The sequence below is a fragment of the Streptomyces sp. NPDC047453 genome (assembly GCF_040643155.1).
Taxonomy (GTDB): Bacteria; Actinomycetota; Actinomycetes; order Streptomycetales; family Streptomycetaceae; genus Streptomyces.
Window position 1 is genome coordinate 22727 of the sequence record NZ_JBEYTS010000022.1, and the last position, 24083, is coordinate 46809.

Annotated in this window: 19 protein-coding genes and 2 pseudogenes; 16 read left to right on the plus strand and 5 right to left on the minus strand. The window is 71.4% G+C overall.

Annotated elements, in window-relative coordinates:
* Nucleotides 1-28: 28 nt before the first annotated feature.
* Nucleotides 29-643 (plus strand): TetR/AcrR family transcriptional regulator, encoded by a 615-nt coding sequence (locus tag ABZ818_RS20520; protein WP_361416270.1) that lies wholly within the window; start codon nt 29-31, stop codon nt 641-643.
* Here ABZ818_RS20520 and ABZ818_RS20525 read toward each other — a convergent pair.
* Nucleotides 640-1854, minus strand: a complete 1215-nt coding sequence (locus tag ABZ818_RS20525; RefSeq protein ID WP_361416272.1) for a helix-turn-helix domain-containing protein — start codon at nt 1852-1854, stop codon at nt 640-642. The two genes, ABZ818_RS20520 and ABZ818_RS20525, sit on opposite strands and share 4 nt — an antisense overlap.
* Nucleotides 1855-2017: 163 nt before the next feature.
* Between ABZ818_RS20525 and ABZ818_RS20530 the strand changes: the two genes are divergently transcribed.
* From ABZ818_RS20530 to ABZ818_RS20550, 5 genes are all read left to right on the plus strand, one after another.
* Complete coding sequence (locus ABZ818_RS20530; RefSeq protein WP_361416274.1) at nt 2018-2944, plus strand: proline dehydrogenase family protein; 927 nt, start codon at nt 2018-2020, stop codon at nt 2942-2944.
* A gap of 50 nt (nt 2945-2994) precedes the next feature.
* Nucleotides 2995-4635 (plus strand): L-glutamate gamma-semialdehyde dehydrogenase, encoded by a 1641-nt coding sequence (pruA, locus tag ABZ818_RS20535; RefSeq protein WP_361416276.1) that lies wholly within the window; start codon nt 2995-2997, stop codon nt 4633-4635.
* 359 nt (nt 4636-4994) lie between these two features.
* Nucleotides 4995-5126 (plus strand): hypothetical protein, encoded by a 132-nt coding sequence (locus tag ABZ818_RS20540; protein ID WP_141358068.1) that lies wholly within the window; start codon nt 4995-4997, stop codon nt 5124-5126.
* Between the two features lie 77 nt (nt 5127-5203).
* Nucleotides 5204-6247, plus strand: coding sequence for a 3-isopropylmalate dehydrogenase (locus tag ABZ818_RS20545; protein ID WP_361416278.1), 1044 nt, complete (start codon nt 5204-5206; stop codon nt 6245-6247).
* A gap of 252 nt (nt 6248-6499) precedes the next feature.
* Complete coding sequence (locus ABZ818_RS20550) at nt 6500-7588, plus strand: branched-chain amino acid aminotransferase (RefSeq protein WP_361416280.1); 1089 nt, start codon at nt 6500-6502, stop codon at nt 7586-7588.
* A 133-nt stretch (nt 7589-7721) separates the two neighbouring features.
* Here ABZ818_RS20550 and ABZ818_RS20555 read toward each other — a convergent pair whose 3' ends face one another.
* Nucleotides 7722-9158 carry a cytosine permease gene (locus tag ABZ818_RS20555; RefSeq protein WP_361416282.1) on the minus strand — a complete coding sequence of 479 codons (1437 nt, stop codon included), beginning with the start codon at nt 9156-9158 and terminating at the stop codon, nt 7722-7724.
* A 142-nt stretch (nt 9159-9300) separates the two neighbouring features.
* Here ABZ818_RS20555 and ureA point away from each other — a divergent pair, with 142 nt between their 5' ends.
* From ureA to ABZ818_RS20600, 9 genes are all read left to right on the plus strand, one after another.
* A complete protein-coding gene (ureA, locus tag ABZ818_RS20560; protein ID WP_361416284.1) occupies nt 9301-9984 on the plus strand; it encodes an urease subunit gamma in 684 nt (227 codons plus the stop codon).
* The gene (locus ABZ818_RS20565) at nt 9981-11669 is read left to right on the plus strand and encodes an urease subunit alpha (protein WP_361416286.1); all 1689 of its coding nucleotides are present in this window, start codon (nt 9981-9983) and stop codon (nt 11667-11669) included. The genes ureA and ABZ818_RS20565 overlap by 4 nt, the downstream gene beginning before the upstream one ends.
* Nucleotides 11670-11698: 29 nt before the next feature.
* Nucleotides 11699-12763: an agmatine deiminase family protein gene (locus ABZ818_RS20570; protein ID WP_361416288.1), complete on the plus strand. Its 1065-nt coding sequence runs from the start codon at nt 11699-11701 to the stop codon at nt 12761-12763.
* A 9-nt stretch (nt 12764-12772) separates the two neighbouring features.
* Nucleotides 12773-13267 carry a hypothetical protein gene (locus tag ABZ818_RS20575; protein ID WP_361416290.1) on the plus strand — a complete coding sequence of 165 codons (495 nt, stop codon included), beginning with the start codon at nt 12773-12775 and terminating at the stop codon, nt 13265-13267.
* Entirely contained in the window at nt 13264-13890 is a 627-nt protein-coding gene (locus ABZ818_RS20580; protein WP_361416292.1) for a TetR/AcrR family transcriptional regulator, read from the plus strand. The genes ABZ818_RS20575 and ABZ818_RS20580 overlap by 4 nt, the downstream gene beginning before the upstream one ends.
* Nucleotides 13891-14006: 116 nt before the next feature.
* Nucleotides 14007-15092: a hypothetical protein gene (locus tag ABZ818_RS20585; RefSeq protein ID WP_361416294.1), complete on the plus strand. Its 1086-nt coding sequence runs from the start codon at nt 14007-14009 to the stop codon at nt 15090-15092.
* A gap of 59 nt (nt 15093-15151) precedes the next feature.
* The gene (locus ABZ818_RS20590; protein WP_361416296.1) at nt 15152-16453 is read left to right on the plus strand and encodes an MFS transporter; all 1302 of its coding nucleotides are present in this window, start codon (nt 15152-15154) and stop codon (nt 16451-16453) included.
* A 285-nt stretch (nt 16454-16738) separates the two neighbouring features.
* Nucleotides 16739-18343 (plus strand): citramalate synthase, encoded by a 1605-nt coding sequence (cimA, locus tag ABZ818_RS20595; protein ID WP_361416298.1) that lies wholly within the window; start codon nt 16739-16741, stop codon nt 18341-18343.
* 44 nt (nt 18344-18387) lie between these two features.
* Nucleotides 18388-18816, plus strand: coding sequence for a VOC family protein (locus ABZ818_RS20600; RefSeq protein ID WP_361416300.1), 429 nt, complete (start codon nt 18388-18390; stop codon nt 18814-18816).
* A 33-nt stretch (nt 18817-18849) separates the two neighbouring features.
* Here the strand turns inward: ABZ818_RS20600 and ABZ818_RS20605 are convergent, their stop codons facing one another.
* From ABZ818_RS20605 to ABZ818_RS20615, 3 genes and pseudogenes are all read right to left on the minus strand, one after another.
* Nucleotides 18850-19455 (minus strand): GPP34 family phosphoprotein, encoded by a 606-nt coding sequence (locus ABZ818_RS20605; RefSeq protein WP_361416302.1) that lies wholly within the window; start codon nt 19453-19455, stop codon nt 18850-18852.
* Between the two features lie 46 nt (nt 19456-19501).
* Nucleotides 19502-21119, minus strand: a pseudogene (locus tag ABZ818_RS20610) (IS200/IS605 family accessory protein TnpB-related protein).
* A 263-nt stretch (nt 21120-21382) separates the two neighbouring features.
* Nucleotides 21383-23281, minus strand: coding sequence for a ricin-type beta-trefoil lectin domain protein (locus ABZ818_RS20615; protein ID WP_361416304.1), 1899 nt, complete (start codon nt 23279-23281; stop codon nt 21383-21385).
* A 258-nt stretch (nt 23282-23539) separates the two neighbouring features.
* Here ABZ818_RS20615 and ABZ818_RS20620 point away from each other — a divergent pair.
* Nucleotides 23540-23923, plus strand: a pseudogene (locus ABZ818_RS20620) (carbohydrate binding domain-containing protein); the annotation flags it as partial.
* Between the last annotated feature and the right edge of the window lie 160 nt (nt 23924-24083).

Here is a 24083-nt window from a genome sequence, read left to right on the forward strand (position 1 = left end):
TGTATGGATCGCGGGTAGGCTGGTCGGCATGGGACACCGTGAGGACCTGCTCGAGGGCGCCAAGCGCTGCCTGCTGCAGAAGGGGTTCGTGCGCACGACCGCGCGCGACATCGTCAAGGAGTCGGGGACCAACCTCGCCTCGATCGGCTATCACTACGGCTCGAAGGACGCGCTGCTGGTCCAGGCCTACGTCTCGTTGATCGAAGGCGTGGGGGAGGCCCAGGAGGGCCAAGGCCAGAGTCAGGGCCAGGGCTGGGGCGCCGGTGGCGCGGAGACGGCGCCCCTGGGGTCGCTGGAGCGCTTCCGGGGCGTGTGGGCGAACGTCATCGGTTCGCTTCCCGAGTCGCGGGCGATCTGGCTGCTGAGCTTCGAGCTCGTTCTCCAGGGCGACCGGATTCCGGAGGTGCGCCGGATGCTGGGCGAGGCTCAGCGGGACGGGCGTTCGGGTTTGGCCTCCCTGTTCACCGGCATCCCGGAGAGCGAACTCGACAAGGAGACCGTCGAGACGGAGGGCCGGTTCTACATGACCCTCCTCAACGGGCTGATGGTGCAGTGGCTCTTCGACCCCGACTCGGCGACCCACGCCGAGCAGCTCACCGAAGGACTGCGCCGGGTGATCGCGGGGACCGCGGCCGCCTCCTAGAGTCGCGCCGCCTTCAGTGCCATGTGCAGCAGCAGCCGGTCCTCGCCGTCATCCAGGTCGAGGCCCGTCAGCTGCTCCACCCGGGACAGGCGGTAGTACAGGGTCTGGCGGTGGATGCCCAGCTCGGCGGCGGTGCGCCCGGCCTGCCCCGCACAGTCGAGGTAGACCTCGGCGGTGCGGGCCAGCTCCCGGTGGGCGGGGGAGAGCAGCCCGTGCAGGGCGGGATCGTGCGCGGCCTCCGGCGGAAGCCCGGTGAGCAGGCGGTACGGCCCGATGGCCGCCCACCGCGCGACCGGCCCCAGCCGCGGCTCCGCCAGCGCGGCCCGCGCCGCCGCCGAGGCCTCCGCCCACGCCGTACCCAGTTCGGCGAGCCCCGTCCGCGCCGCGGCGATCCCCGCGGCCACCCCGCCGCCACCTCCGCCGGACGGCCCCGACGCGGCCGCCCGCTCCAGCAGGCGGGTCGCCGCCGACACCGCTGGTGTCAGGGTGTCCGTGGCGCGCAGGCTGACCAGCAGCACCAGGCTCTGGCCGGTCGTCCCCCAGGGAATCGCGCACAGGGCCCTGGCGCCGGGCAGGGTGCGCACCGAGGGGGCGTCGTCCGGGTCCGCCGACGGCCAGGGGGCCACGCACACCACCGTGTGCGGTCCGTCCGCGCGGACGCCCAGGGCCGTCCGCAGCTCCGCCACCGCCATGTCCTGCGGCCAGCCCGGCTCGGCGGTCAGCACCGCCCGCAGCTCCCGGGTCAGGTCCGCGCCGTGCTGGGCCTCGTCCGCCAGCAGCGCGCCGATCCGCCCGGTCACCAGCATGGCCGCGGCCAGCTGCTGCTCGGTGGGACCGGGTTCGTAGTCAAGCAGCCAGACGTAACCGAGGACGACGCCCCGATGGCGGACCGGAAGGCAGATCCGTCCCCGGTACACGCCCGCCTCCGGGGTCCGCGGGATCCGCACCGGACCGGTCGCCCGGGTAATGCCGAAGCTTTCGAACCAGTGGCGGACGGCCGCCGTGGAGCGGCGGGTGAGGATCGAGCGGGTGCGCACCGGGTCCAGGGCGGACGGATCCAGGTCGCCCTCACTGTCGTAGGCGCCGAAGGCGATCAGCTCGAAGTTCCGGTTCTCCAGGGTGGCCGGCGCGCCGAGCAGCTCCGAGATCTCGTCGACGAGCTCCTGGTAGTCACCCTTGTAACTGGATGTCACTCGGGCATTCTCCCGCATTTCCGCAGGGCCTTCATACATCTGTCTGAGATCAGGTGCGCGGATGCGTGACAGCTGTCGATGGCCGACGATCTGAGGAAACCTTTACTTTCACGGTGGTTCTCCGTGCCGCCCCCGAACCGTCGGGCTGCGGCCTTGTTGCTTGTTTGTGTGGAGGTGCCCCGTGCTGGGTCCCGTGATTCTCGCCGCGTCGCGCAGCGACCGGATGCGACGCCTGATCTCGGCGGCCCCGGGGACGAAGCAGGTCGTCGACCGCTTCATCCCGGGCGAGACCGTGGGCGACATCGTCCCGATCATCGAGGACCTCACCGGCAGGGGCCTGGAACTGACCATGGACGTGGTCGGTGAGGACATCACCACCCCCGAACAGGCCGCCGCCGCACGGGACGCGTACCTGGAGCTGATCGACCGGATCAAGGACCTGGAGCTCGGCCCGAAGGTCGAGATGTCCGTGAAGCTGTCCATGTTCGGCCAGGCCCTGGAGCACGGCCACGAGCTGGCGCTGAAGAACGTCCGCCCGGTCGTCGAGGCCGCCGCCGCCATCGGCACGACGGTCACCCTGGACGCCGAGGACCACACCACCCTCGACTCGATGTTCGCCATCCACGAGGAACTGCGGAAGGACTTCCCGCAGACCGGCTGTGTCATCCAGGCCTACCTCTTCCGCACCGAGGCCGACGCCCGCCGCCTCGCCGCGAACGGCAGCCGGGTCCGCCTGGTGAAGGGCGCCTACAAGGAGCCCGCCGAGGTCGCCTACCAGAACAAGCACGAGATCGACAAGGCGTACGTCCGCATCCTGCGCGTTCTGATGGAGGGCGACGGCTACCCGATGATCGGCTCCCACGACCCGCGCCTGATCTCGATCGGGCAGGAACTGGCCCGCACCGCCGGCCGTAAGCTCGACGAGTACGAGTTCCAGATGCTGTACGGCATCCGCAGCGACGAGCACCTGCGCCTGGCCGCCGAGGGTCACCGCATGCGCGTCTACACCGCCTTCGGCACCGACTGGTACGGCTACTTCATGCGCCGCCTCGCGGAGAAGCCGGCCAACCTGCGCTTCTTCCTCCGTTCGATGGTCAGCAAGGGCTGAGCCTCCGCACCCCGCTCGCAACACCGCTCAAGTCAAGGAGTTCGGAACCCATGGACGCTGTGACCCAGGTCCCCACGCCCGTCAACGAGCCGGTGCACGGCTACGCCCCCGGCTCGCCCGAGCGCGCCCGCCTGGAGGCCAAGCTCAAGGAGCTGGCCGAGAACCCGATCGACCTGCCCTGCACCATCGACGGTGAGAAGCGCATGGGCGGCGGCGACTCCTTCGAGGTCGTCCAGCCGCACAACCACAAGGCCGTCATCGGCACCTACCGCAACGCCACGAAGGCCGACGCCCAGGACGCGATCGACGCCGCCCTGGCCGCGGCCCCGGCCTGGCGCGCGATGTCCTTCGACGACCGTGCCGCGATCATCCTGCGCGCCGCCGAGCTGCTGTCCGGCCCCTGGCGCGAGACGATCGCCGCCTCCACGATGCTCGGCCAGTCCAAGACCGCGCAGCAGGCCGAGATCGACAGCCCCTGTGAGCTGGTGGACTTCTGGCGCTTCAACGTCCACTACGCCCGCCAGATCCTCGCCGAGCAGCCCCCGGCCAACTCCCCGGGCGTGTGGAACCGCATGGACCACCGTCCGCTGGAGGGCTTCGTCTACGCGATCACGCCGTTCAACTTCTCGGCGATCGCGGCCAACCTGCCCACCGCGCCGGCCCTCATGGGCAACGTGGTCATCTGGAAGCCGTCCCCGACCCAGACGCACGCCGCCGTGCTGCTCATGCAGCTGCTGGAGGAGGCGGGCCTGCCCAAGGGCGTCATCAACCTCGTCACCGGTGACGGCATCGAGGTCTCCGAGGTCGCCCTGAACCACCGCGAACTGGCCGGCATCCACTTCACCGGTTCGACCAAGACCTTCCAGTACCTGTGGAAGACGGTCGGCAACAACATCGAGAAGTACCGCGCCTACCCGCGCCTGGTCGGCGAGACCGGCGGCAAGGACTTCGTGGTGGCCCACCCGTCGGCCGACCGCGCGGTGCTGAAGACCGCGCTGACCCGCGGTGCCTTCGAGTACCAGGGCCAGAAGTGCAGCGCCACCTCCCGCGCCTACATCCCGGCGTCGATCTGGAACTCCGGCTTCAAGGAGGAGTTCGCCGCCGAGGTCGACTCCCTGACCATGGGTGACGTCACCGACCTGTCGCACTTCATCGGCGCGGTCATCGACGACCGCTCCTTCGCGAAGAACAAGGCGGCGATCGACCGGGCCCAGGAGGACCCGTCCTGCACGATCGTCGCGGGCGGCACCTACGACGACTCGGTCGGCTACTTCGTCCGCCCGACCGTCATCGAGTGCACCGACCCGGAGAACGAGGTCTTCACGACCGAGTACTTCGGCCCGATCCTCGCGGTGTACGTCTACGACGACAGCTCGGCCGAGAAGTACGACGAGATGCTGACCCAGATGGAGTCGGTGTCGGACTACGCCCTGACCGGCTCGGTCATCGCCGGCGACCGCGCCGCCGCGGCGTACACGATGGAGAAGCTGCGCTACGCGGCCGGCAACTTCTACATCAACGACAAGTCGACCGGCGCCGTGGTCGGCCAGCAGCCCTTCGGCGGCGGCCGCGCCTCCGGCACCAACGACAAGGCCGGCGCCCCGCAGAACCTGATGCGCTGGACCCTGACCCGCGCCATCAAGGAGACCCTGGTCGCGCCGACCGACTACTCCTACCCGCACATGGGCTGACGCCCGCGCGGCACCCCTGAACCCCGCCCCCGCTCCGGAAGCACCCCTCCGGACCGGGGGCGGAGCCATTCGGGTAGAGGAAAAAGCCCAGGTCAGGGGGGTGGGACCCAATCCACTGTCTCAGATAGTAGGAAGTCCGAGTAATTGTGGAGACAGGCGCCCGGTCCTCACTTAGTTTTGTAGGAACCGAGCGTCTCGCTTGATCCAGCGAATGGCGGTCGTGAGCCGGGCCCGTGCAGGTCACCCCTGCGGCAGGCTTTCCGCCCCTTCCGGGGGGTGCCGCCCACGCCCATTAGGCAGTGGGGGAGTCTCGTCAGTCTTCTTTTCCGTACTCCGTGCTGCTCGAAGGAGTCGTTCCCATGCCCGAGACGACCGTCCGCCGCCGCGTCCGCCACATCCCGCGCACCAGCGAATCCGACCGCAAGAACGCCGCCGCCGCCCTCCAGCGCGCCCTCGACCGCCGCGACAACGGCGGCCAGACGGGTCACTGAGGTCCCGGAGTCTCCCCGGGGTGTCCGGATCGCGGACGCTCCGTGTCATCTCATGGGACGAGGAGTAGGGTGCCGGCATGTCTCGCAGCATCGATCTCGCAGTGATCCCCGGTGACGGAATCGGCCAGGAAGTCGTGGCCGAGGGCCTGAAGGTCCTGTCCGCCGCCCTACCGCAGGATGTGAAGCTGGAGACCAAGGAGTACGACTTCGGCGCCCGGCGCTACCACGCCACCGGGGAGACCCTCACCGACGCCGACCTGGAGCAGCTGGGGCGGCACGACGCCATCCTGCTCGGCGCCATCGGCGACCCGTCGGTGCCCTCCGGCGTCCTGGAGCGCGGCTTCCTGCTCAAGCTCCGCTTCGCCTTCGACCACCACGTCAACCTGCGCCCCAGCAAGCTCCTGCCGGGAGTGGCCACCCCGCTGGCGGGCGACCCGCGGATCGACTTCGTCGTCGTCCGCGAGGGCACCGAGGGCCCGTACACGGGCAACGGCGGCACCATCCGCAAGGGCACCGAGCACGAGGTCGCCACCGAGGTCTCCGTCAACACGGCCTTCGGTGTCGAGCGCGTGGTCCGCGACGCCTTCGCCCGCGCCCAGGCCCGTCCGCGCAAGAAGCTCACGCTGGTCCACAAGAACAACGTGCTGACCTTCGCGGGCCACCTGTGGACGAACATCTTCAACAAGGTGGCCGAGGAGTACCCCGAGGTCGCCACCGAGTACATCCACGTCGACGCGGCCACCATCTACCTGGTGACCCAGCCCGAGCGGTTCGACGTCATCGTCACCGACAACCTCTTCGGTGACATCATCACCGACCTCGCCGCAGCCGTCTCCGGTGGCATCGGCGTCGCCGCCTCCGGCAACATCAACCCGAGCGGCGACTTCCCGTCCATGTTCGAGCCCGTCCACGGCTCGGCCCCGGACATCGCAGGTCAGGGCAAGGCCGACCCCACCGCCACGGTCCTGTCCGTCGCCCTGCTGCTGCGCCACCTCGGCTACGAGTCCGAGGCGGCCCGGATCGAGGACGCCGTCTCCGCCGACCTCGCGGAGCGCGGCGCGCTGCCCGCGCGCACCACCGCCGAGATCGGCGACGCGCTCCGCGTACGAGTAGCGGGCTGACCCGGCCGCCTCTCGAAACTTCGAAGCCGTCGGGTCGCATCCGCGCCCGGCGGCTTCCCCCTGTCCGCCGTCGGGTGCCACCATCAGTCCCTGGGCCGCATTCACCCCGTTTTCTTCCGCCGTCGGCTCCGCGCGATAATCGAACGCGGAGCCGCGGTATGAGGGAATGCTCGAACGTCCTGGCTCAGGCCATCCGGCCGTACGGGCGTGAGCGCGGCCTGTCACAACAAACTCGGTGAAGGACACTCACTCATGACGACGCCCACGATCGAGCTCAAGCCTTCGGCCAACCCGCTCTCCGACGCGGAGCGGGAGGCGATCCTGGCCAACCCCGGATTCGGCCGCCACTTCACCGACCACATGGTGACGATCAGGTGGACGGAGGGCCGGGGCTGGCACGACGGCCAGCTCGTTCCGTACGCGCCGATCTCGCTCGACCCCGCCACGCACGTCCTGCACTACGCGCAGGAGATCTTCGAAGGCCTGAAGGCCTACCGCCGGCCCGACGGCTCGGTCGCCACGTTCCGCCCGGAGAAGAACGCCAGGCGCTTCCAGGCGTCCTCCCGCCGCCTGGCCATGCCCGAGCTGCCCGTCGAGACGTTCATCGAGGCCTGCGACGTCCTGGTCCGGCAGGACAAGGCGTGGGTCCCGGCGCACGGCGGCGAGGAGTCCCTGTACCTGCGCCCGTTCATGATCGCCACCGAGGTCGGGCTGGGTGTCAAGCCCGCCAACGAGTACCTGTTCCTCGTGATCGCCTCCCCGGCCGGCGCGTACTTCCCGGGCGGGGTGAAGCCCGTCTCCATCTGGGCCTCCGAGGACCGCGTCCGCGCCGTCCCCGGTGGCATGGGCGACGCCAAGACGGGCGGCAACTACGCGGCCTCCCTGCTCGCCCAGGCCGAGGCCGCCGCCGAGGGCTGCGACCAGGTCTGCTACCTCGACGCCGTGGAGCACAAGTGGGTCGAGGAACTCGGCGGTATGAACCTGTACTTCGTGTACGGCGACAAGATCGTCACGCCGTCCCTGAGCGGTTCGATCCTGGAGGGCGTCACCCGTGACTCGCTGCTGACGGTCGCCCGCGACCTCGGCTACGAGTCCGAGGAGGCCCGCGTCTCCATCGACCAGTGGCAGCGCGACTCCGAGAACGGCACGCTGACGGAGGTCTTCGCCTGCGGCACGGCCGCCGTCATCACCCCGGTCGGCACCGTCAAGCGCACGGGCGCCGAGTGGAAGCAGTCGGGCGGCGAGCCCGGCGAGGTCACGATGAAACTGCGCCGGGCCCTGTTGGACATCCAGCGCGGCGTCACCGAGGACAAGCACGGCTGGATGCACGCGCTGGCGTAGGCGCCCGCCCGGCCCTTCGCCTCACCGGCCGTTTCCCGCCTCCCCGTTCCCCGTCCGCCGTTCGCCGGCTTCGCGAACCGGCGAGCGGGGAACGGCCGTTGGCGGCGTGCTTCCCGGTCTCTTCCGACAGGGCCTAGACCCCGATGTCGGCGTGGGCCGGTTCCTTCGCGGCCTCGATGTGGACCGTCGGCTCGGGCCGCGGGGCGAGCAGCAGGTAGACCAGGCCGCCGACGGCTCCCGACAGCAGGAAGCTGCAGTCCACGCCGCCGGTCAGGGACAGCAGCGGTCCCTCGTACGACGGCAGGGACACCGCCAGCAGGCCCGCGCCGGCGCCCACCGCCCAGGAGACGGTCGCCTGGATGTTCCAGCCGGACCGGTACCAGTAGACACCGCCCCGGGAGCGCCGGTTGAAGACCTGCAGGGCGTCGGCGTCGTACACCCCGCGGCAGCGGGCGAAGCCGATGAGGGTGATGACCGCCCACGGGGTGCCGATCGCGGTGAGCAGGAGGACGAAGGAGGTCATCGCCGACTGCGCGTCCCAGGCGAAGTGGCCGGCGAAGACGCAGGCCGTGGCGACGACGGCGACCGTGTAGGTGGCGCGGGCTCGGGAGGCGCGCGGCAGGATGGCGTCCAGGTCGAGGCCCATCGAGTACAGCATCAGACCCGCGTTGCCGACCGAGCCCGCGGAGGCGGACAGCAGCAGCGGGATCAGGTACCAGGTGGGGGAGGCGTCCACCAGCGGCCCGGCGTAGTCGAGGGCGGCGCGGGCGCCGTAGGCCGTGAAGGTGCCGAACAGCTGCGGGACCAGCAGGCCGAGGATCAGGCCGAGCCAGGTGGCGTGCAGCACCCGGCGGGAGGAGTACCGGGTGGGGGAGATGTAGCGGGTGTAGTCGCCGAGGAGGGTGATGAAGGCGATCGGACCGGACAGTCCCGCGGCCACCGTCGCGAGGAACCACGTCGGCCAGAAGCCGCCCAGCAAGTAGCCGCCGGCCTCGGGCAGCGCGGCGGTGGTGAAGTGCGGGGCGTAGGCGATCACGCCGAGGATCAGCAGGGCGGTCATGCCGATCGCGAGCACGCGGGACATGGCGAGCAGCACCCGGTAGCCGTACACCGCGCCCGTGACGGTCGCCGCGGCGAGCAGGGTGTAGACGACGCCGTACGAGGCCGCGCTCGGCGTCAGTCCGAACAGCCGGTGCAGGACGGAGACCATCACGTCGCCGCCGATCCACACGGTCAGGGCGGTGTAGCCGAGGGCGAGCAGCAGCCCGACCACCGAGCCGACCAGCCGGCCGCGCACGCCGAACTGGGCGCCGGAGGAGGTCGACAGGTTGGTGCCGGTGCGCAGGGAGACCAGCGCGAGCGGGGCCGTGAACAGCGTGCCGACCACCGTGCCCACCACGATCGAGCTGACCGAGGCCCACCAGCCGAGCCCGAACGACGGCGGCAGCCAGCCGAAGATGATCACGCCGAGACACAGATTGGACCCCAGCAGGATCGACACCAGATCGCGCGGACCACTGGTCCGTTCCTCCTCGGGGATGGTGTCGACTCCGCGCTGTTCTATCGGCATGCAAGGTCTCCTTCGACGGCCGCCTGAGAGTTAGAGCGACGTTCAATGTGACGGTTGAATCGCTCACCCGTCAACGGTTCCTTTCTTTGAATTTCGCGTTTAGAGTGTTGTTCCAATTTGGCGATCAAGGAGGTGCCGCGGCGTGAGACTGACCCCCACCGAGCGCGACCGGCTGCTGCTGTTCACCGCCGCCGAACTGGCCCGCGCCCGCAGGGCCCGCGGCCTGAGGCTCAACGTGCCGGAGGCCACCGCCCTGATCGCCGACACGGTGTGCGAGGCAGCCCGCGACGGCGCCCGGCTCGCCGAGGCGATCGAGCGCGCCCGCACGGTGCTCGGCCCGGACGACGTCCTGCCCGGCGTGGCGGACGTGGTCACCGAGGTCCACGTCGAGGCCGTCTTCGACGACGGCTCACGGCTCGCGGTGGTCTCCGACCCGATCGCCGGGGGCGGGCTGGGCGAGCTGGGTCCGGGGGCGCTGCTGCCGGGACCGGAGCACGCCGAGCCGGAGGCGGCCGTACGGCTCACGGTCACCAACACCGCGGCCGTGCCGGTCTCCGTCACCTCGCACTTCCACTTCTTCGAGGCCAACCCACGCCTCGACTTCCCGCGCGAGCGGGCCTACGGCATGCGGCTCGCGGTGCCCGCCGGATCGTCCGTGCGGTTCGGGCCGGGCGAGAGTGCCGAGGTCGGCCTCGTGCCGATCGGCGGCGAGCGGATCGCGATCGGCTTCGCCGGCCTCGTCGACGGGCCCCTGGACGCGCCCGGGGCAAAGGAAGAGGCCCTGCGCCGGGCCGCCGCCTGCGGATACCTGGGAGCCGACCGATGAGCATCGACCCGTACGCGTACGCGGCCACCCACGGCCCGCGGGCCGGCGACCGCGTCCGCCTCGGCGACTCCGGCCTTGTGGTCCGGGTCGAGTCCGACGCGCAGGAGTACGGCGACGAGTTCCTCGCCGGCTTCGGCAAGACCGCACGGGACGGACTGCACCTCAAGGCGGCGGCGGTCCGCGAGACCTGCGACGTGGTGATCAGCAACGTCGTCGTCATCGACGCCGTGCAGGGCATCCGCAAGGTCTCCATAGGAATCCGCGAGGGCCGCATCCACTCCATCGGGCGGGCCGGGAACCCCGACACCCTCGACGGCGTCGACGTGGTCGTCGGCACCGGCACCACGATCGTGTCCGGCGAGGGGCTGATCGCCACCGCCGGCGCCGTCGACACCCATGTGCACCTGCTGTCGCCGCGCATCATGGAGGCCTCGCTCGCCTCCGGCGTGACCACCATCATCGGCCAGGAGTTCGGGCCGGTGTGGGGCGTCGGCGTCAACTCGCCGTGGGCGCTGCGGCACGCGTTCGGCGCCTTCGACGCCTGGCCGGTCAACATCGGCTTCCTGGGCCGCGGTTCGTCCTCGCACCCGCCCCCGCTGGTCGAGGCGCTGGCCGAGGGCGGCGCCCTGGGCTTCAAGGTGCACGAGGACATGGGCGCCCACACCCGCGCCCTCGACACCGCCCTGCGGGTCGCCGAGGAGCACGACGTACAAGTCGCCCTGCACAGCGACGGACTGAACGAGTGCCTGTCGGTCGAGGACACGCTGAGCGTCCTGGAGGGCCGCACGATCCACGCCTTCCACATCGAGGGCTGCGGCGGCGGACACGTCCCCAACGTGCTGAAGATGGCCGGGGTCCCGAACGTCATCGGCTCCTCCACCAACCCCACCCTGCCCTTCGGCCGGGACGCGGTAGCCGAGCACTACGGGATGATCGTCTCCGTCCACGACCTCAAGACCGACCTGCCCGGCGACGCCGCCATGGCCCGCGACCGCATCCGCGCCGGGACCATGGGCGCCGAGGACGTGCTGCACGACCTGGGCGCGATCGGCATCACCTCCTCCGACGCCCAGGGCATGGGCCGGGCCGGCGAGACCGTGCGCCGCACCTTCGCCATGGCCGGGAAGATGAAGGCCGAACTGGGCCCGGTCGACGGGGACGGCCCGGACGACGACAACGCGCGCGTCCTGCGCTACATCGCCAAGCTGACGATCAACCCGTCCATCGCGCACGGCCTCTCCCACGAGGTCGGCTCGATCGAGACCGGGAAGCTGGCCGACATCGTGCTGTGGCGCCCCGAGTTCTTCGGCGCCAAGCCGCAACTCGTCCTGAAGTCTGGCTTTCCCGCGTACGGCGTGGTGGGCGATCCCAACGCCGCCACCGACACCTGCGAACCCCTCGTACTGGGCCCGCAGTTCGGTGCGCACGGCGCCACCCCGGCCGAGATCTCGGTCGCGTTCGTCGCCCAGGCCGCCGTGGACCAGGGCCACGACACGATGCCCACCCGGCGGCGCCGGGTCGCCGTGCGCGGCACCCGCGGTATCGGCCCCGCCGACCTGCGCCTGAACTCCCGTACCGGATCCGTCGACGTCGACCAGCGCACCGGCGTGGTCACCCTGGACGGCGAGCCGATCCGCTCCGAGCCCGCCGACTCGGTCTCCCTCAACCGCCTGTACTTCCTGTGACCTCCGTGACCTCTGCGAGGACCCCCGACATGAACACCCCCGCCGTCGACGGCTTCCGCATGCCCGCCGAGTGGGCGCCGCACGAGCGCACCTGGATGGCGTGGCCGGGTCCCAACCCGACCTTCGACACCCCCGACGACGTCGCCGCCTCCCGCGCCGCCTGGGCCTCGGTGGCCCGTGCCGTGCGCCGCTTCGAGCCGGTGACGGTGGTCTGCGGCCCCGGCCAGTCGGCCGCGGCCCGCACCCTCCTGGGCGACGGCGTCGACACCGTCGAACGCGATCTGGACGACGCCTGGATGCGCGACATCGGCCCCACCTTCCTGACCGACGGCACGGGTCGACTCGCCGCCGTCGACTGGACGTTCAACGGCTGGGGGGCCCAGGACTGGGCACGCTGGGAGCACGACGCGAAGATCGCCGCGTATGTCTCGGACCTCGCGGGCGCGAAGACGTACGCCTCCCCGCTCGTCAACGAGGGCGGCGGGATCCACGTCGACGGCGAGGGCACGGTCCTGCTGACCGAGACCGTGCAGCTCGGCCCCGAGCGCAACCCGCACTGGACGAAGGAGCAGGTCGAGGCGGAGATCCACGCCCACCTCGGCACCCGCAAGGCGATCTGGCTGCCGCGCGGCCTGACCGGCGACTACCCTCCCTACGGCTACGGCACCCTCGGCCACGTCGACATCGTGGCCGCCTTCGCCCGCCCCGGCGTCGTCGTCGCCCACCACCAGCCGGACCCGGCCCACCCCGACCACGAGGTCACCAAGGAGGTCATCGGCATCCTGAAGTCGGCCACCGACGCCGACGGCCGCCCCCTGGAGGTCGTCGAAGTCCCCGCCCCCACCGTCCTGGAGGCGGACGGGCACTGGGCCGACTACTCCTACATCAACCACTACCTCTGCAACGGCGGCGTCGTCCTGTGCGCCTTCGACGACCCGCGCGACGAGCAGGCGGCCGGCATCTTCCGCCGGCTCTTCCCCGACCGCACGGTGACCCCGGTCGACGCCCGCGCCATCTTCGCCGGCGGCGGTGGCATCCACTGCATCACCCAGCAGCAGCCGAAGTCGGTCGTCAGTCGGCGGGCAGTCAGGTAGAACGTACGAGTGAACGTACTGGTCTGCGCGGCCTGCGCCCGACACCTCACCCAACCGCTGCGTCCGCTGCCCGAACTGCCGCCCCGCCCGGAGTACGACGGCCGGAAGAACCCGGACGGCTCGCGGCACGCCCCGCCGACCGTGCCGCCGGGCACGTACGCCGTGGATCCCGAGCCGTGCGGGGCGCCGTTCGTGCCGCACCCGGACCCGGAGTGGGCGGGAGCCGCCGTCCCCGGCGTGTGCGTGGGGGACCCCGACGGCCCGGGGCGCTTGATGTCGGCCGGGCCGCGCGACACCCTGGTGGTCGGCCCCGAGGACACGGCCGGTTTCCTGTCGTACAACCCCGCCCGCCAGGAGCACGGGTGCTGCGGGGCCACCGGCCAGGAGGGCCCGAACCAGATGTGCGGCGGGTGCGGAGTGGTGGTGGCGACGCTGTTCGGCGAGTGCTACGGCCCCTACGAGACCCACTTCCTGCCCGGCGCCGTACGGACGGTCCCGGCATGAGCACCGCCCCGGCGCCCCGCAGGCGTACCCCCGCGCCGCCGCGCGAGGAGGTCCTCGCCGCCGCCATGGAGATGATCGCCGACCGCGGTCTGGAGCAGCTCACCATGGCGGCGCTCGGCCGCGAGGTCGGGATGAGCAGCGGCCATCTGCTGTACTACTTCCGCTCCAAGGACGAACTGCTGCTGCAGACGCTGGAGTGGAGCGAGAGCCGGCTCGGGGCCGAGCGAGGCCGGCTGCTCACCCGTGCCGCCCCGGTCCGCGAACGCCTCGACGCCTACGTCGACCTGTACGTGCCGGACGGTCACCGCGACCCGCACTGGACGCTGTGGCTGGAGGTCTGGAACCGCTCGCTGAACGCCGGCGAGGACGCCCGCGACCGGCAGGCCGCCATCGAGGGCGCCTGGCACCGGGACCTGGCCGCGCTGGTCGCCGAGGGCGTCTCGCGCGGCGAGTTCCAGCCGGTCGACGCGGACCGCTTCGCGGCCCGGCTGCGGGCCCTCCTCGACGGCTTCTCCATCCACGTGGCGATCGGGCTGCGCGGCACCGACCGGTCCCAAGTCATGTGCCATGTAAGGGACTTCCTCGACGACGCGCTGAACCGGCCGGGGCTCGCGGACGCCTGACCAACCGCAGGGGTTGTACGTAAACCGGCGCATTGCCGCGGACCGGCCGGTGCGTTTGACTCCGGGGGAGTCCTCGGTGCGGGACCGGGGGACCGGGTTCGGGGGGAACCATGGCGATGGCCGCACACGTCCGCAGAGTCTCCGGCACCGTATCGGCGGCGGCCCTGCTGCTCGCGCTCGGCCCGGCCGCCGTCGCCGCGCCCCCCGCGCCGCGCGTCGAGCGGATCAGCACCGCCACCGACGGGAGCGAGCTGACCGCGGCGTCGGGCGGCGGCGTCATCAGCGGCGACGGCCGGTACGCCGTCTTCTCCTCGGCGGACCCCGAGGGCGGCATCGACACCCGCCTGTACCTCAAGGACCTGCGCACCGGCGCGCTTACCCAGGTCCCGGAGGACCTCGTCCACACCACGGGACCGATGCTCAGCGGTGACGGCCGCTACGTCGCCTACTCCAACGGCAACCGTTACCCCAAGCCGTACGTGTACGACCGGGTCACGGGACGTACGGAGCTGCTGTGGCCCGAGGAGCCGCCGCAGGACACCTCCTACGAGCTGGGCACCGCCGTCGCGATCAGCGCCGACGGCCGCCACGTGGCGTACACCCTCGGCAACCGTCACGGCGACGACTACGCACGCGTGCTCCACGTCCGCGACCTGGACACCGGAACCGACCGGCAGATCTCGCCCCTGCCGCCCGAGGGCCTGATCCGCGACGCCTGGCTCAGCGCCGACGGCCGCACGGTCGCCTACAGCGTGGCGGCCCGCACGGGCCAGGGCACCGAGGGACGGATCCACGTCGTCCGCGACGGACACGCGTCCGACATCGGCAGCGGCTTCTCGGCCACGCTCGTCCGGCTCTCCGACGACGGCCGCCGCGCCCTGTTCAACGCCGCGGCGGCCGAGGGGACGACCACCGCGTACCTCCAGGACCTGCGCACCGGACGCGTCCGGCAGGTGGCCGGCACCGCGGCGGTCGCCGCCGACGGCTCGCTGCGGCACGTGCTGCTGTCCGGCGACGGCGGACTCGACCTGCTCGCCCTGCCGTCCGGCAGGCGGCACCCGGTGGCCCCGGCGGGCGCCACCGCCCTTCCCCGCGCGGTCGACCGCAACGGCCACGCCGTCGTCTACTCCTCCCCGGCCGCCGACCTGGTGCCGCACGACACCAACGGCGTCCCGGACGTCTTCGTACGACGCCTGAACTGACCGCTCCGTTTGGCCGATTCCGGCGCGTTCCCACCGCCCGGCCGGGGCAGTGACGGCTCATGGGACGACAGCACTGGAAGAAGATCTGGATCGGCTCGGCCGGAAACATGGTGGAGTGGTACGACTGGTTCGTCTACGCCAGCTTCGCCACCTACTTCGCCGGGGCCTTCTTCCCGGACGGGAACCCGACCGCCCAGCTCATGAACACCGCGGGCATCTTCGCCGTCGGCTTCTTCATGCGCCCGGTCGGCGGCTGGCTGCTCGGCAGGGTCGGCGACCGCAGGGGCCGCAAGGCGGCCCTGACCCTGACCGTCACCCTCATGTCGGCGTCCGCCGTCCTCATCGCCGTGGCACCGACCTACGCCGTCGCCGGCTACGGCGGCGCCGTGGTCCTGCTCGCCGCACGCCTGCTCCAAGGACTGTCCGTGGGCGGTGAGTACGCGGCCAGCGCCACCTACCTCACCGAGGCCTCCGCCCCGCGCCACCGCGGCTTCGCCTCCAGCTTCCAGTACGTGTCCATGACCGCCGGCCAGATCCTCGGCCTGGGCCTGCAGATCCTGCTCCAGCGCACCATGTCCGACGAGGCCCTGCACAGCTACGGGTGGCGCATCCCGTTCGTGGTCGGCGCGCTCGGCGCGGCCGTGGTCTTCTACCTGCGCCGCAGCATGCTGGAGACCGAGGTGTACGAGGCCGACGCCACCGGCGGCGAGGAGCGCGGCACGCTGCGCGCGCTGTGGCGGCACAAGCGGGAGGCGTTCCTGGTGATCGCCCTGACGATGGGCGGCACCGTGGCGTACTACACGTACACCACGTACCTGACGAAGTACCTGGCCAACTCCGCGGGCCTGCCCAAGCAGACCGCGACCCTCGTCTCCTTCACCGCGCTGATCGTCTTCGCCTGCCTCCAGCCCCTCGCCGGGCGACTGTCCGACCGGATCGGCCGCCGACCGCTGCTGATCACCTTCGCGGTCGGCTCGACGGTCCTGACCGTGCCGATCATGACCCTGCTGCGGCGCGCGGACGGCTTCTGGCCGGCGCTCGGACTGTCCCTGCTCGCCCTGGTCGTGGTCACCGGCTACACCTCGATCAACGCGTGCGTGAAGGCGGAACTGTTCCCCACGGGCGTGCGCGCGCTCGGCGTGGCCCTGCCCTACGCCCTCGCCAACGCCCTCTTCGGCGGCACCGCGGAATACGTCGCCCTGTGGTTCAAGAGCGCTGGCGCGGAGTCCGGATTCTTCTGGTACGTGGCGGCCTGCGCGGCCGTCTCGCTCGTGGTCTACATCGCCATGCGGGAGACCAGGGACCTGGATCTGACGCGGGTGGAGGCCGCGGAGGCGTCCAGGCTGACGCCCGCATCCTGAGACGCGATGTCCGAAGGGCGCGGGACTGTGCCAAACTGCGTCCGTGCTCTCGTACGCCATGATTATTGGCAGCAGGCGCGCCGGTCCGCAGTGACCGCCACGTACGACCAGGTACGGGCGGCCATCGTCGTCCTCGACCCGCGCGCAGACCTCTCGCACCCGCGAGGGGTCTTTCGTTTTCCTGGCCCACCCACAGCCGGGACCGCTGCGCGAGGGACTATTGGGGGGACGGTGGAGCCGGTCATTGACGGCAAGACCGAGATTGCAAACAGGAGCCTTGAGACCATGACCGCATCCAGCCAGCTCGACGATTCGTTCCACGTCTTCGACACCACCCTGCGCGATGGTGCCCAGCGTGAGGGGATCAACCTCACGGTCGCCGACAAGCTGGCCATCGCTCGGCACCTGGACGACTTCGGCGTGGGCTTCATCGAGGGTGGCTGGCCCGGCGCGAACCCGCGGGACACCGAGTTCTTCGCCCGCGCCAAGCAGGAGGTCGACTTCCGGCACGCCAAGCTCGTCGCCTTCGGGGCGACCCGCCGGGCCGGCGCCAAGGCGGCGGACGACCCCCAGGTCAGGGCGCTGCTGGAGTCCGGCGCCGAGGTGATCACCCTGGTCGCCAAGTCGCACGACCGGCATGTGGAGCTGGCGCTGCGCACCACCTTGGAGGAGAACCTGGAGATGGTCCGCGACACCGTCTCCCACCTGCGTGCCGAGGGCCGCAGGCTCTTCGTCGACTGCGAGCACTTCTTCGACGGCTACCGCGCCAACCCTCAGTACGCCAAGGCCGTCGTCCGCACCGCCGCGGAGGCCGGCGCGGACGTGGTGATCCTCTGCGACACCAACGGCGGCATGCTGCCCGCCCAGGTCCAGGCGGTCGTCTCGACCGTCCTCGCGGACACCGGCGCCCGCCTCGGCATCCACGCCCAGGACGACACCGGCTGCGCGGTCGCCAACACCCTCGCGGCCGTCGACGCCGGCGCCACCCACGTGCAGTGCACGGCCAACGGCTACGGCGAGCGGGTCGGCAACGCCAACCTCTTCCCGGTGGTCGCGGCCCTGGAGCTGAAGTACGGCAAGCGGGTGCTGCCCGAGGGCCGGCTGCGCGAGATGACCCGCATCTCGCACGCCATCGCCGAGGTCGTCAACCTCACGCCCTCCACCCACCAGCCCTATGTGGGTGTTTCCGCCTTCGCCCACAAGGCCGGCCTGCACGCCTCAGCCATCAAGATCGACCCGGACCTCTACCAGCACATCGACCCCGAGCAGGTCGGCAACACCATGCGCATGCTGGTCTCCGACATGGCCGGCCGCGCCTCCATCGAGCTCAAGGGCAAGGAACTCGGCATCGACCTCGGCGACGACCGCGAGCTGGTCGGCCGCGTGGTCGAGCGGGTCAAGGAGCGCGAGCTCAAGGGCTACACCTACGAGGCGGCCGACGCGAGCTTCGAACTGCTGCTGCGCGCCGAGGCCGAGGGCAGGCCGCTGACGTACTTCGACGTCGAGTCCTGGCGGGCCATCGTCGAGGACCGCCCCGACGGCACCCACGCCAACGAGGCCACGGTGAAGCTGTGGGCCAAGAGCGAGCGCATCGTCGCCACCGCCGAGGGCAACGGCCCGGTCAACGCCCTCGACCGTGCCCTGCGCGTGGCCCTGGAGAAGATCTACCCCGAGCTCGCCTCCCTCGGCCTGGTCGACTACAAGGTCCGCATCCTGGAGGGCAAGCACGGCACCTCCTCCACCACCCGCGTGCTGATCTCCACCTCGGACGGCCAGGGCGAGTGGTCCACGGTGGGCGTGGCCGACAACGTGATCGCGGCCTCCTGGCAGGCCCTGGAGGACGCGTACACCTACGGCCTGCTGCGCGCGGGCGTGGAACCGGCGAAGTAGCCGAACGGACCCCGTCCCGCCGCCCGCTGCGGCACAGTGGAGACATGGACGCGGACGGCATCGGCTCTCCGGACGGCGGCTCTCTGGCGGGGGGACGTGCGACGACCCGGCTCCCGGCCCGGGACCTGGACCGGGCCCGGTGCTTCTACGCCGACAAGCTGGGGCTGCGGCCCGTCGAGGAACGGCTGTACCGGTGCGGGGAGAAGTACTTCGTGCTCTTCCTCTCCACCGGGGCCTCGCCCGGCACGTTCACCCGGATGGCGTGGGAGGTCGACAACATCGAGGCGGCCGTGTCGGAGCTGCGGCGGCGCGGCGTCGTCTTCGAGGAGGTCGACAGGCCCGGGTTCCGCACCCGGGACGGCATCGCCGAGGTCGAGGGGAACTACCCGAGCAAGGGCGCGCGCGGGGACCGCGGAGCCTGGTTCCGGGACAGCGAGGGGAACCTGCTGGGCATCGGCCGGCCGACGCGGTGACCGGCCTGCCCCCGGTATCAGGGAGCGCGGGTATCAGGGAGCGCGCCAGATGTTGTCGAAGGCCGCGTGCTCGATGCGCCGCCGCTGCCGTACGGCCTCCAGCTCCGTCACCGCGTCGTTGACGGTGGCCAGCACGGTGACCAGGGCGTCGTCGTCCGGGGCGGTGAGGGGGGCGCCCGGCTCGGTCTCGATGCCCACGGCGGCCGCGAGCCCGGCGATGACCGGGTCGTGGGAGGACCAGCGCTCGGCCGCCGCGCGCCGCGCCGGTGTGTCGGCGGACGCCTTCCGGTCGCCGCGCGCCGGCATCCAGCGGTGCCGCCGCCCGGTGAGCTGCCCCTCCGCGTCCAGGGCGTCGATGTAGGCCGCGGCCAGGCCCTCGCCGCGGCGCCACAGCCAGTCCGCGACGGACTCGTACGGCGGCCGGTCGTCGAGCGACGCCGCCGCCTGGTCCAGGAGGCGGTCACCGGTGTCCCGCCGGGGGAGCGGCACGACGCGGTCGCCGTCCAGGCCGGCGGCCCCGGCGGCGAGAAGGTCGGCCAGTTCGGCGCCCGCCAGCGCGAGCGACAGATCGCCCTGCTCGACGGGGCGCTCGGACGGGACGTCCATGCTGACGATCAACAGGTCCCGAGGTGTGGTCATGCCGGCGCTCCTGGTCGGGGTCATGTCGGGCACGGGGACACCGTTCCTAAAGACTGAGCGGGAGTGAGTCCTGGTGCCAGGGCTCGTGCTCAGCCGTGTGCCCCGAACGGTTGTGGGCACACTGGTCGCCCGCTTTCGCTCCGCGTCCGGCGCCGGCGGATCGTGTCCGTGGTCCGGGAATGCGGGGGCGGGGTCCCTCACGCCCCAGGACGCCCGGTCGGGCCTGGACGGTCCGATGCCCCATACGATCGCTCCGGTCGTGTGGGGGCGGTGCCGTCCGTCGCCGGATCGGGTGTCCCAGGGCGCGCCTTCCGATCGCCACGGCGGCAGCGTCGTGCCGCGTGGTCTTGCGCGCCTTGGTGGTCAGGGGCTTTTGCCAGTGCTGGGCGCCGCAGCGGCTGGTGTAGGCCGGGTCGACGGCGACGACCGTGACGCACAGCTCGGCCGCCATCGACACCAGCCGCGCCCGCAGGTGGGCGGTGGGCATCCCGGAGATCAGCTTGCGGAACCGTTTGCGGCGTCCGTGTTTCTCCCGGGTCTTCTCCGCGGCGAAGTCCAGGCCCTCGATCGCGAGGGCCAGGCCGTGCCGGGCGGTCCAGTGCAGGGGGCGGATCAGAGCGTGCCGGACCTGTGCGTCGCGGTGCTGTGCGCCGCCGGTGAGGGTGTAGTCGAAGTGGCGGGGCTCGCCGACGGGGTTGCCGTGCCCGTCCAGGCGCCAGGCGGCCAGGTGGCCGGCGTTCATGTCCACCCCGACCAGCCCACCCGCACGAGCCGCCCGCAGCGGCACGGCCCTGACCGGAGGGTTCTGCCAGGAGGCGGTCACGTACCAGCGGCTTCGGCCGGTGTCGTAGTGCATGCGGTAGGCCACCGCCCGGTTCACGGCGACGCGGTCGGCCCACCGCTCACCGCGGTGCCGGAATACGACCCGGCAGGCGAGCACATACCGGCCATGGGGCGCGTTGGCCAGCCCGGCCAGTGGCGCCGGAAGCTTGATGCTCACCTCACCGCCGGGGGTGATGCGGATCGTCTCGTTGCCGTACCGCTTGCCGGACTCGCCATCGGCCTGCAGGAACCACCTCTCGGCCTCCCACCGCAGCCGCCACTGCTCCTCCGAAAGTCCGGCGGCCTTCAGGTGGTGCCGGGTCCGGAGCAGCTTCTTGCCGCCGCGCACCACCCGCACCCGCCCGGTCTCCCAGTCAGCCCGTACCTGCTCCAGCCGGTCCTCAAGCACGTGCAGCCGCCGGGACTTGGCAAACCACTCCCGCTCGGAGCGGTAACCGCCCGGCGCCCCCTTGGCGCCCTTGGCCCCGACGGGCTGTGCGAGCCGGTGCGTGATCGTCTCGACGCCTGCCCGGAGATTCTGGAGGTGAGCGAGCTGCCCGCGCCGGGCCAACGCCCACTGATCGTGCGTGGCCTTGGTGATACTGCCCGCCCACCGCGAGGACGAGGTCCCGGTCAACGCCCGCTTCCGCCGCGCTGTCGTGAGCCGACCCCGCCGCGCAGCGGGCCTGCAGGTCGCGGGAGGCCAGCGAGCCGAGCAGATCGCCGACCTGGCGCAGGACTACCTCGTCCTGCCCGGTCAGGCCCTTGAGACCCGAGCGGATCGCCACCCCGGACGGGCCGGGCACCACGAACGACGCCACGACCTCACGCAGCCCGCCCAATGCCCACCCCGCCCTATGCCGAAGAACCCCTCACCGCACCCAACGACCACCCCCGGCCAAAGGTCACGCATTCGAAACCAGAACTCCCGTCGCCTTACGTCTACTGCTGTCCCACGCCGTACACCGCCGCCGCGACGCTCACTCATGCACACCAGAACACGCCCAACCAGCATCAACCGCCAGCAGTTCACAACCCCCGACGATACGTCCGCGGGGAGCCGTCGGCCCGGTGCCGCGACCGGTGTCCGGCCGGCCGGGCGGTCCTACTGCAACCGCCACTTCTGGTTGGCCGCACCCGTGCACGACCAGATCTGCGCCCGAGCCCCGTTGGCCGAGGAGTTGTCGGTCACGTCCAGGCACTTGTCGGCGGCGAGGTTCACCACGTCACCGGTCGAGGCGTTGTACGACCACTGCTGTGCCTCGGTGCCGTTGCAGTCGTAGAGCTGCACCTTCGCCCCGTTGGCGGTCGACGCCGACGCCACGTCCAGGCACTTGCCCAGCGCCCGCACCGACCCGTCCGGCTGGACCGTCCACTGCTGGGCCGCGCTGGAGTTGCAGTCGTAGAGCTGTACCGCCGTGCCGTTCGCCGTCGAACCACCCGCCACGTCCAGGCACTTGCCCGCGAGCCCGACGAACGCGCCGGACCGGCTCCCGCCGCCCGACTGCTTCCCGGACCAGGTGAAGGTCGCCGACGTCCGGCCCGGCAGCGAGTATGTGGCGTGCTGCGAACCCCAGTTGATCGTGACGGTCTTCGCTGTGGTGGCGTCGTTGTAGGCGATCAGGGCTTTGCCGCCGTCCGGGTTGCGCCAGGCCACGTTGGGCACCGCCGAGGAGGCGGTGGACGCGATCCGCTGCGCGCCCGGCCGTACGAACTTCGTCAGGTGCCCCATGTCGTAGTACTCGACCGTGTAGTCGACCTGCCCCGACCGGCCGTCGCCGTTGTGCACCGTGACCAGCCCGGTGCAGGTACCGCAACCGCCGTTGTGCGGCCCCATGTTCTGGTCCACCGCCAGCGACCACTTGGTCACCGACTTCGCCCAGTTCCGGGTGTAGTCCACGACGTTGAGCATGTCCTCGCGCTGCTGGTGGCCGATCCAGGTACCGCCCGAGTGCTCGGTGCCGAAGGCGTCCAGCTGCGGATACCGGTTGTGCACGGTGGTCTGCTGGGCGACGTTGCCGCCGTAGCCGTGCCAGGCGATACCGCCGAAGTTCGGGTGCGCGCGGACGGCCGCGTCGTCCACAGTCCGGGCGGCGTAGGAGTCGTAGGTGTCCCAGTTCCAGTCGTGCGCCAGCACCTTGGTGGACAGGCCCGCGGACTGGAGCTTGGGCAGCAGCTCGCTCTTGGTGAAGTAGGCCAGGCCGCTGGCGTTCCAGCTCATCGAGGGGTAGCCGGAGCAGCAGGTGGGCTCGTTCTGCGCGGTCACGTAGGCGACCGGGACGCCCTGGTCCCGGTAGGCCTGGAGGTACTTCACGAAGTACGCGGCGTACGCCCCGTAGTCCTCCGCCTTCAGCCAGCCGCCGTTGAGCTGCCCGCTGTCCTTCATCCAGGCGGGCGCGGTCCAGGGCGAGGCCATGACCGTGAGCGCCGGGTTGAGCTGGAGCGCCTGCCGGGTCAGCGGCACCACGTCGGCCAGATCGTGGGCGATGGAGAACTTCGCGAGCGACGGGTCGCTCTGCCCGGCCGGCACGTCGTCGTAGGTGTAGCCGTTGCGCGCCAGGTCGGAGGCGCCCATCGGGTTGCGCAGGAAGGAGAGCCCGATCCCGTCCGTGGGCGAGAACAGCTTCCGCATGGTCGCGTCCCGGGTCGCCTGCGACAGCGCGCCGCTGCTGTTCATCAGCCAGGCCGCGGTGTCGGTGAAGGAGGCGCCGCCGCCGGTGAAGGTCTGGTAGCGGGTGTTCTCGTCGACGGTGATGTTCTCACCGCCGCCTCCGGTGCCGGACTGGAAGGCGAACGGCGTCTGCGCTTCGAGGCCGCGCACCACGTGGCGCCCGCCGGAGTCGTCGGTCGTGGTCAGCCAGGCGGTGACGGGCTCGCCCGCCGCCTGCGCGGCCGGGGCGCCCAGGGCCGTCAGGCCCGCCGTGGACAGTAGTCCGGCGAGCAGCAGCCGCAGCGCGCGACCGCGCCTGCCGGGAAAACCGCGTCTGTCGGGAAAGGGGTGCATCGGGTGCCGCCCTTCGTGAGGTGGGGGACAGGGGCGTGCGAGCGGTGAGTAAATGACGGCTTCGGGGCCGAGTCAAGAGGATGCGCGTTCAGGAGCCGAAGCAACAACTGCCCGCGTTCGGCTGTGAGTTGGGACCGTCCCTGGTCCGGCGTGAAGTCTTGACGGCAGCGGGTTGACGCTAGTTCACTCAAGGCGTGATCTAAGTCGTGAGTGAATCACGAGTCCAGGGAAGTCCCAGAGCCGGGGGAAGGCCCGTCCATGCGAAGAACCGTCCTGCTCGTCTCCGCCGGCCTGCTCGCCGCCCTGATCCCGTTCGCGTCGGCGCACGCGGCCGACGACCCGGTCCCCGCCCCCGTGTCCATCGACCGCTTCGAGGGCGAGGTGCCCTTCGCCGCACAGCCCGCCGAGGGCATCTTCACCTGGGGCGGCGACAGCGACGATCCGCCCACCCTGCGACTCGCCGACCGCTCCGACGCACCCGAGGGCGCCAAGGTCCTCTCCGGTACGTACGACATCAGCGGCTACGGCGGCTTCACCCACGACTTCGCGGCCGACCAGCCGGCCCATGACTGGTCCGCCCACAAGGGCATCCGGTTCTGGTGGGAGGGGCAGGGCAACGGCAGGAAGATCGCCTTCCAGCTCACGAAGGCCTACACGGCCGCGTGACCGGTTGGTGGGGGCGGGCCCCCCGGGGGGGGGGGGGGCCCCCCCCCCCGGGGGGGGCCCCCCCAGATAAAAACGGGTTTTTGGCCCGGGGGGGGGGGTGGAGAAACATCTGGGGGACCCCCCGCCCCCGCGGTGG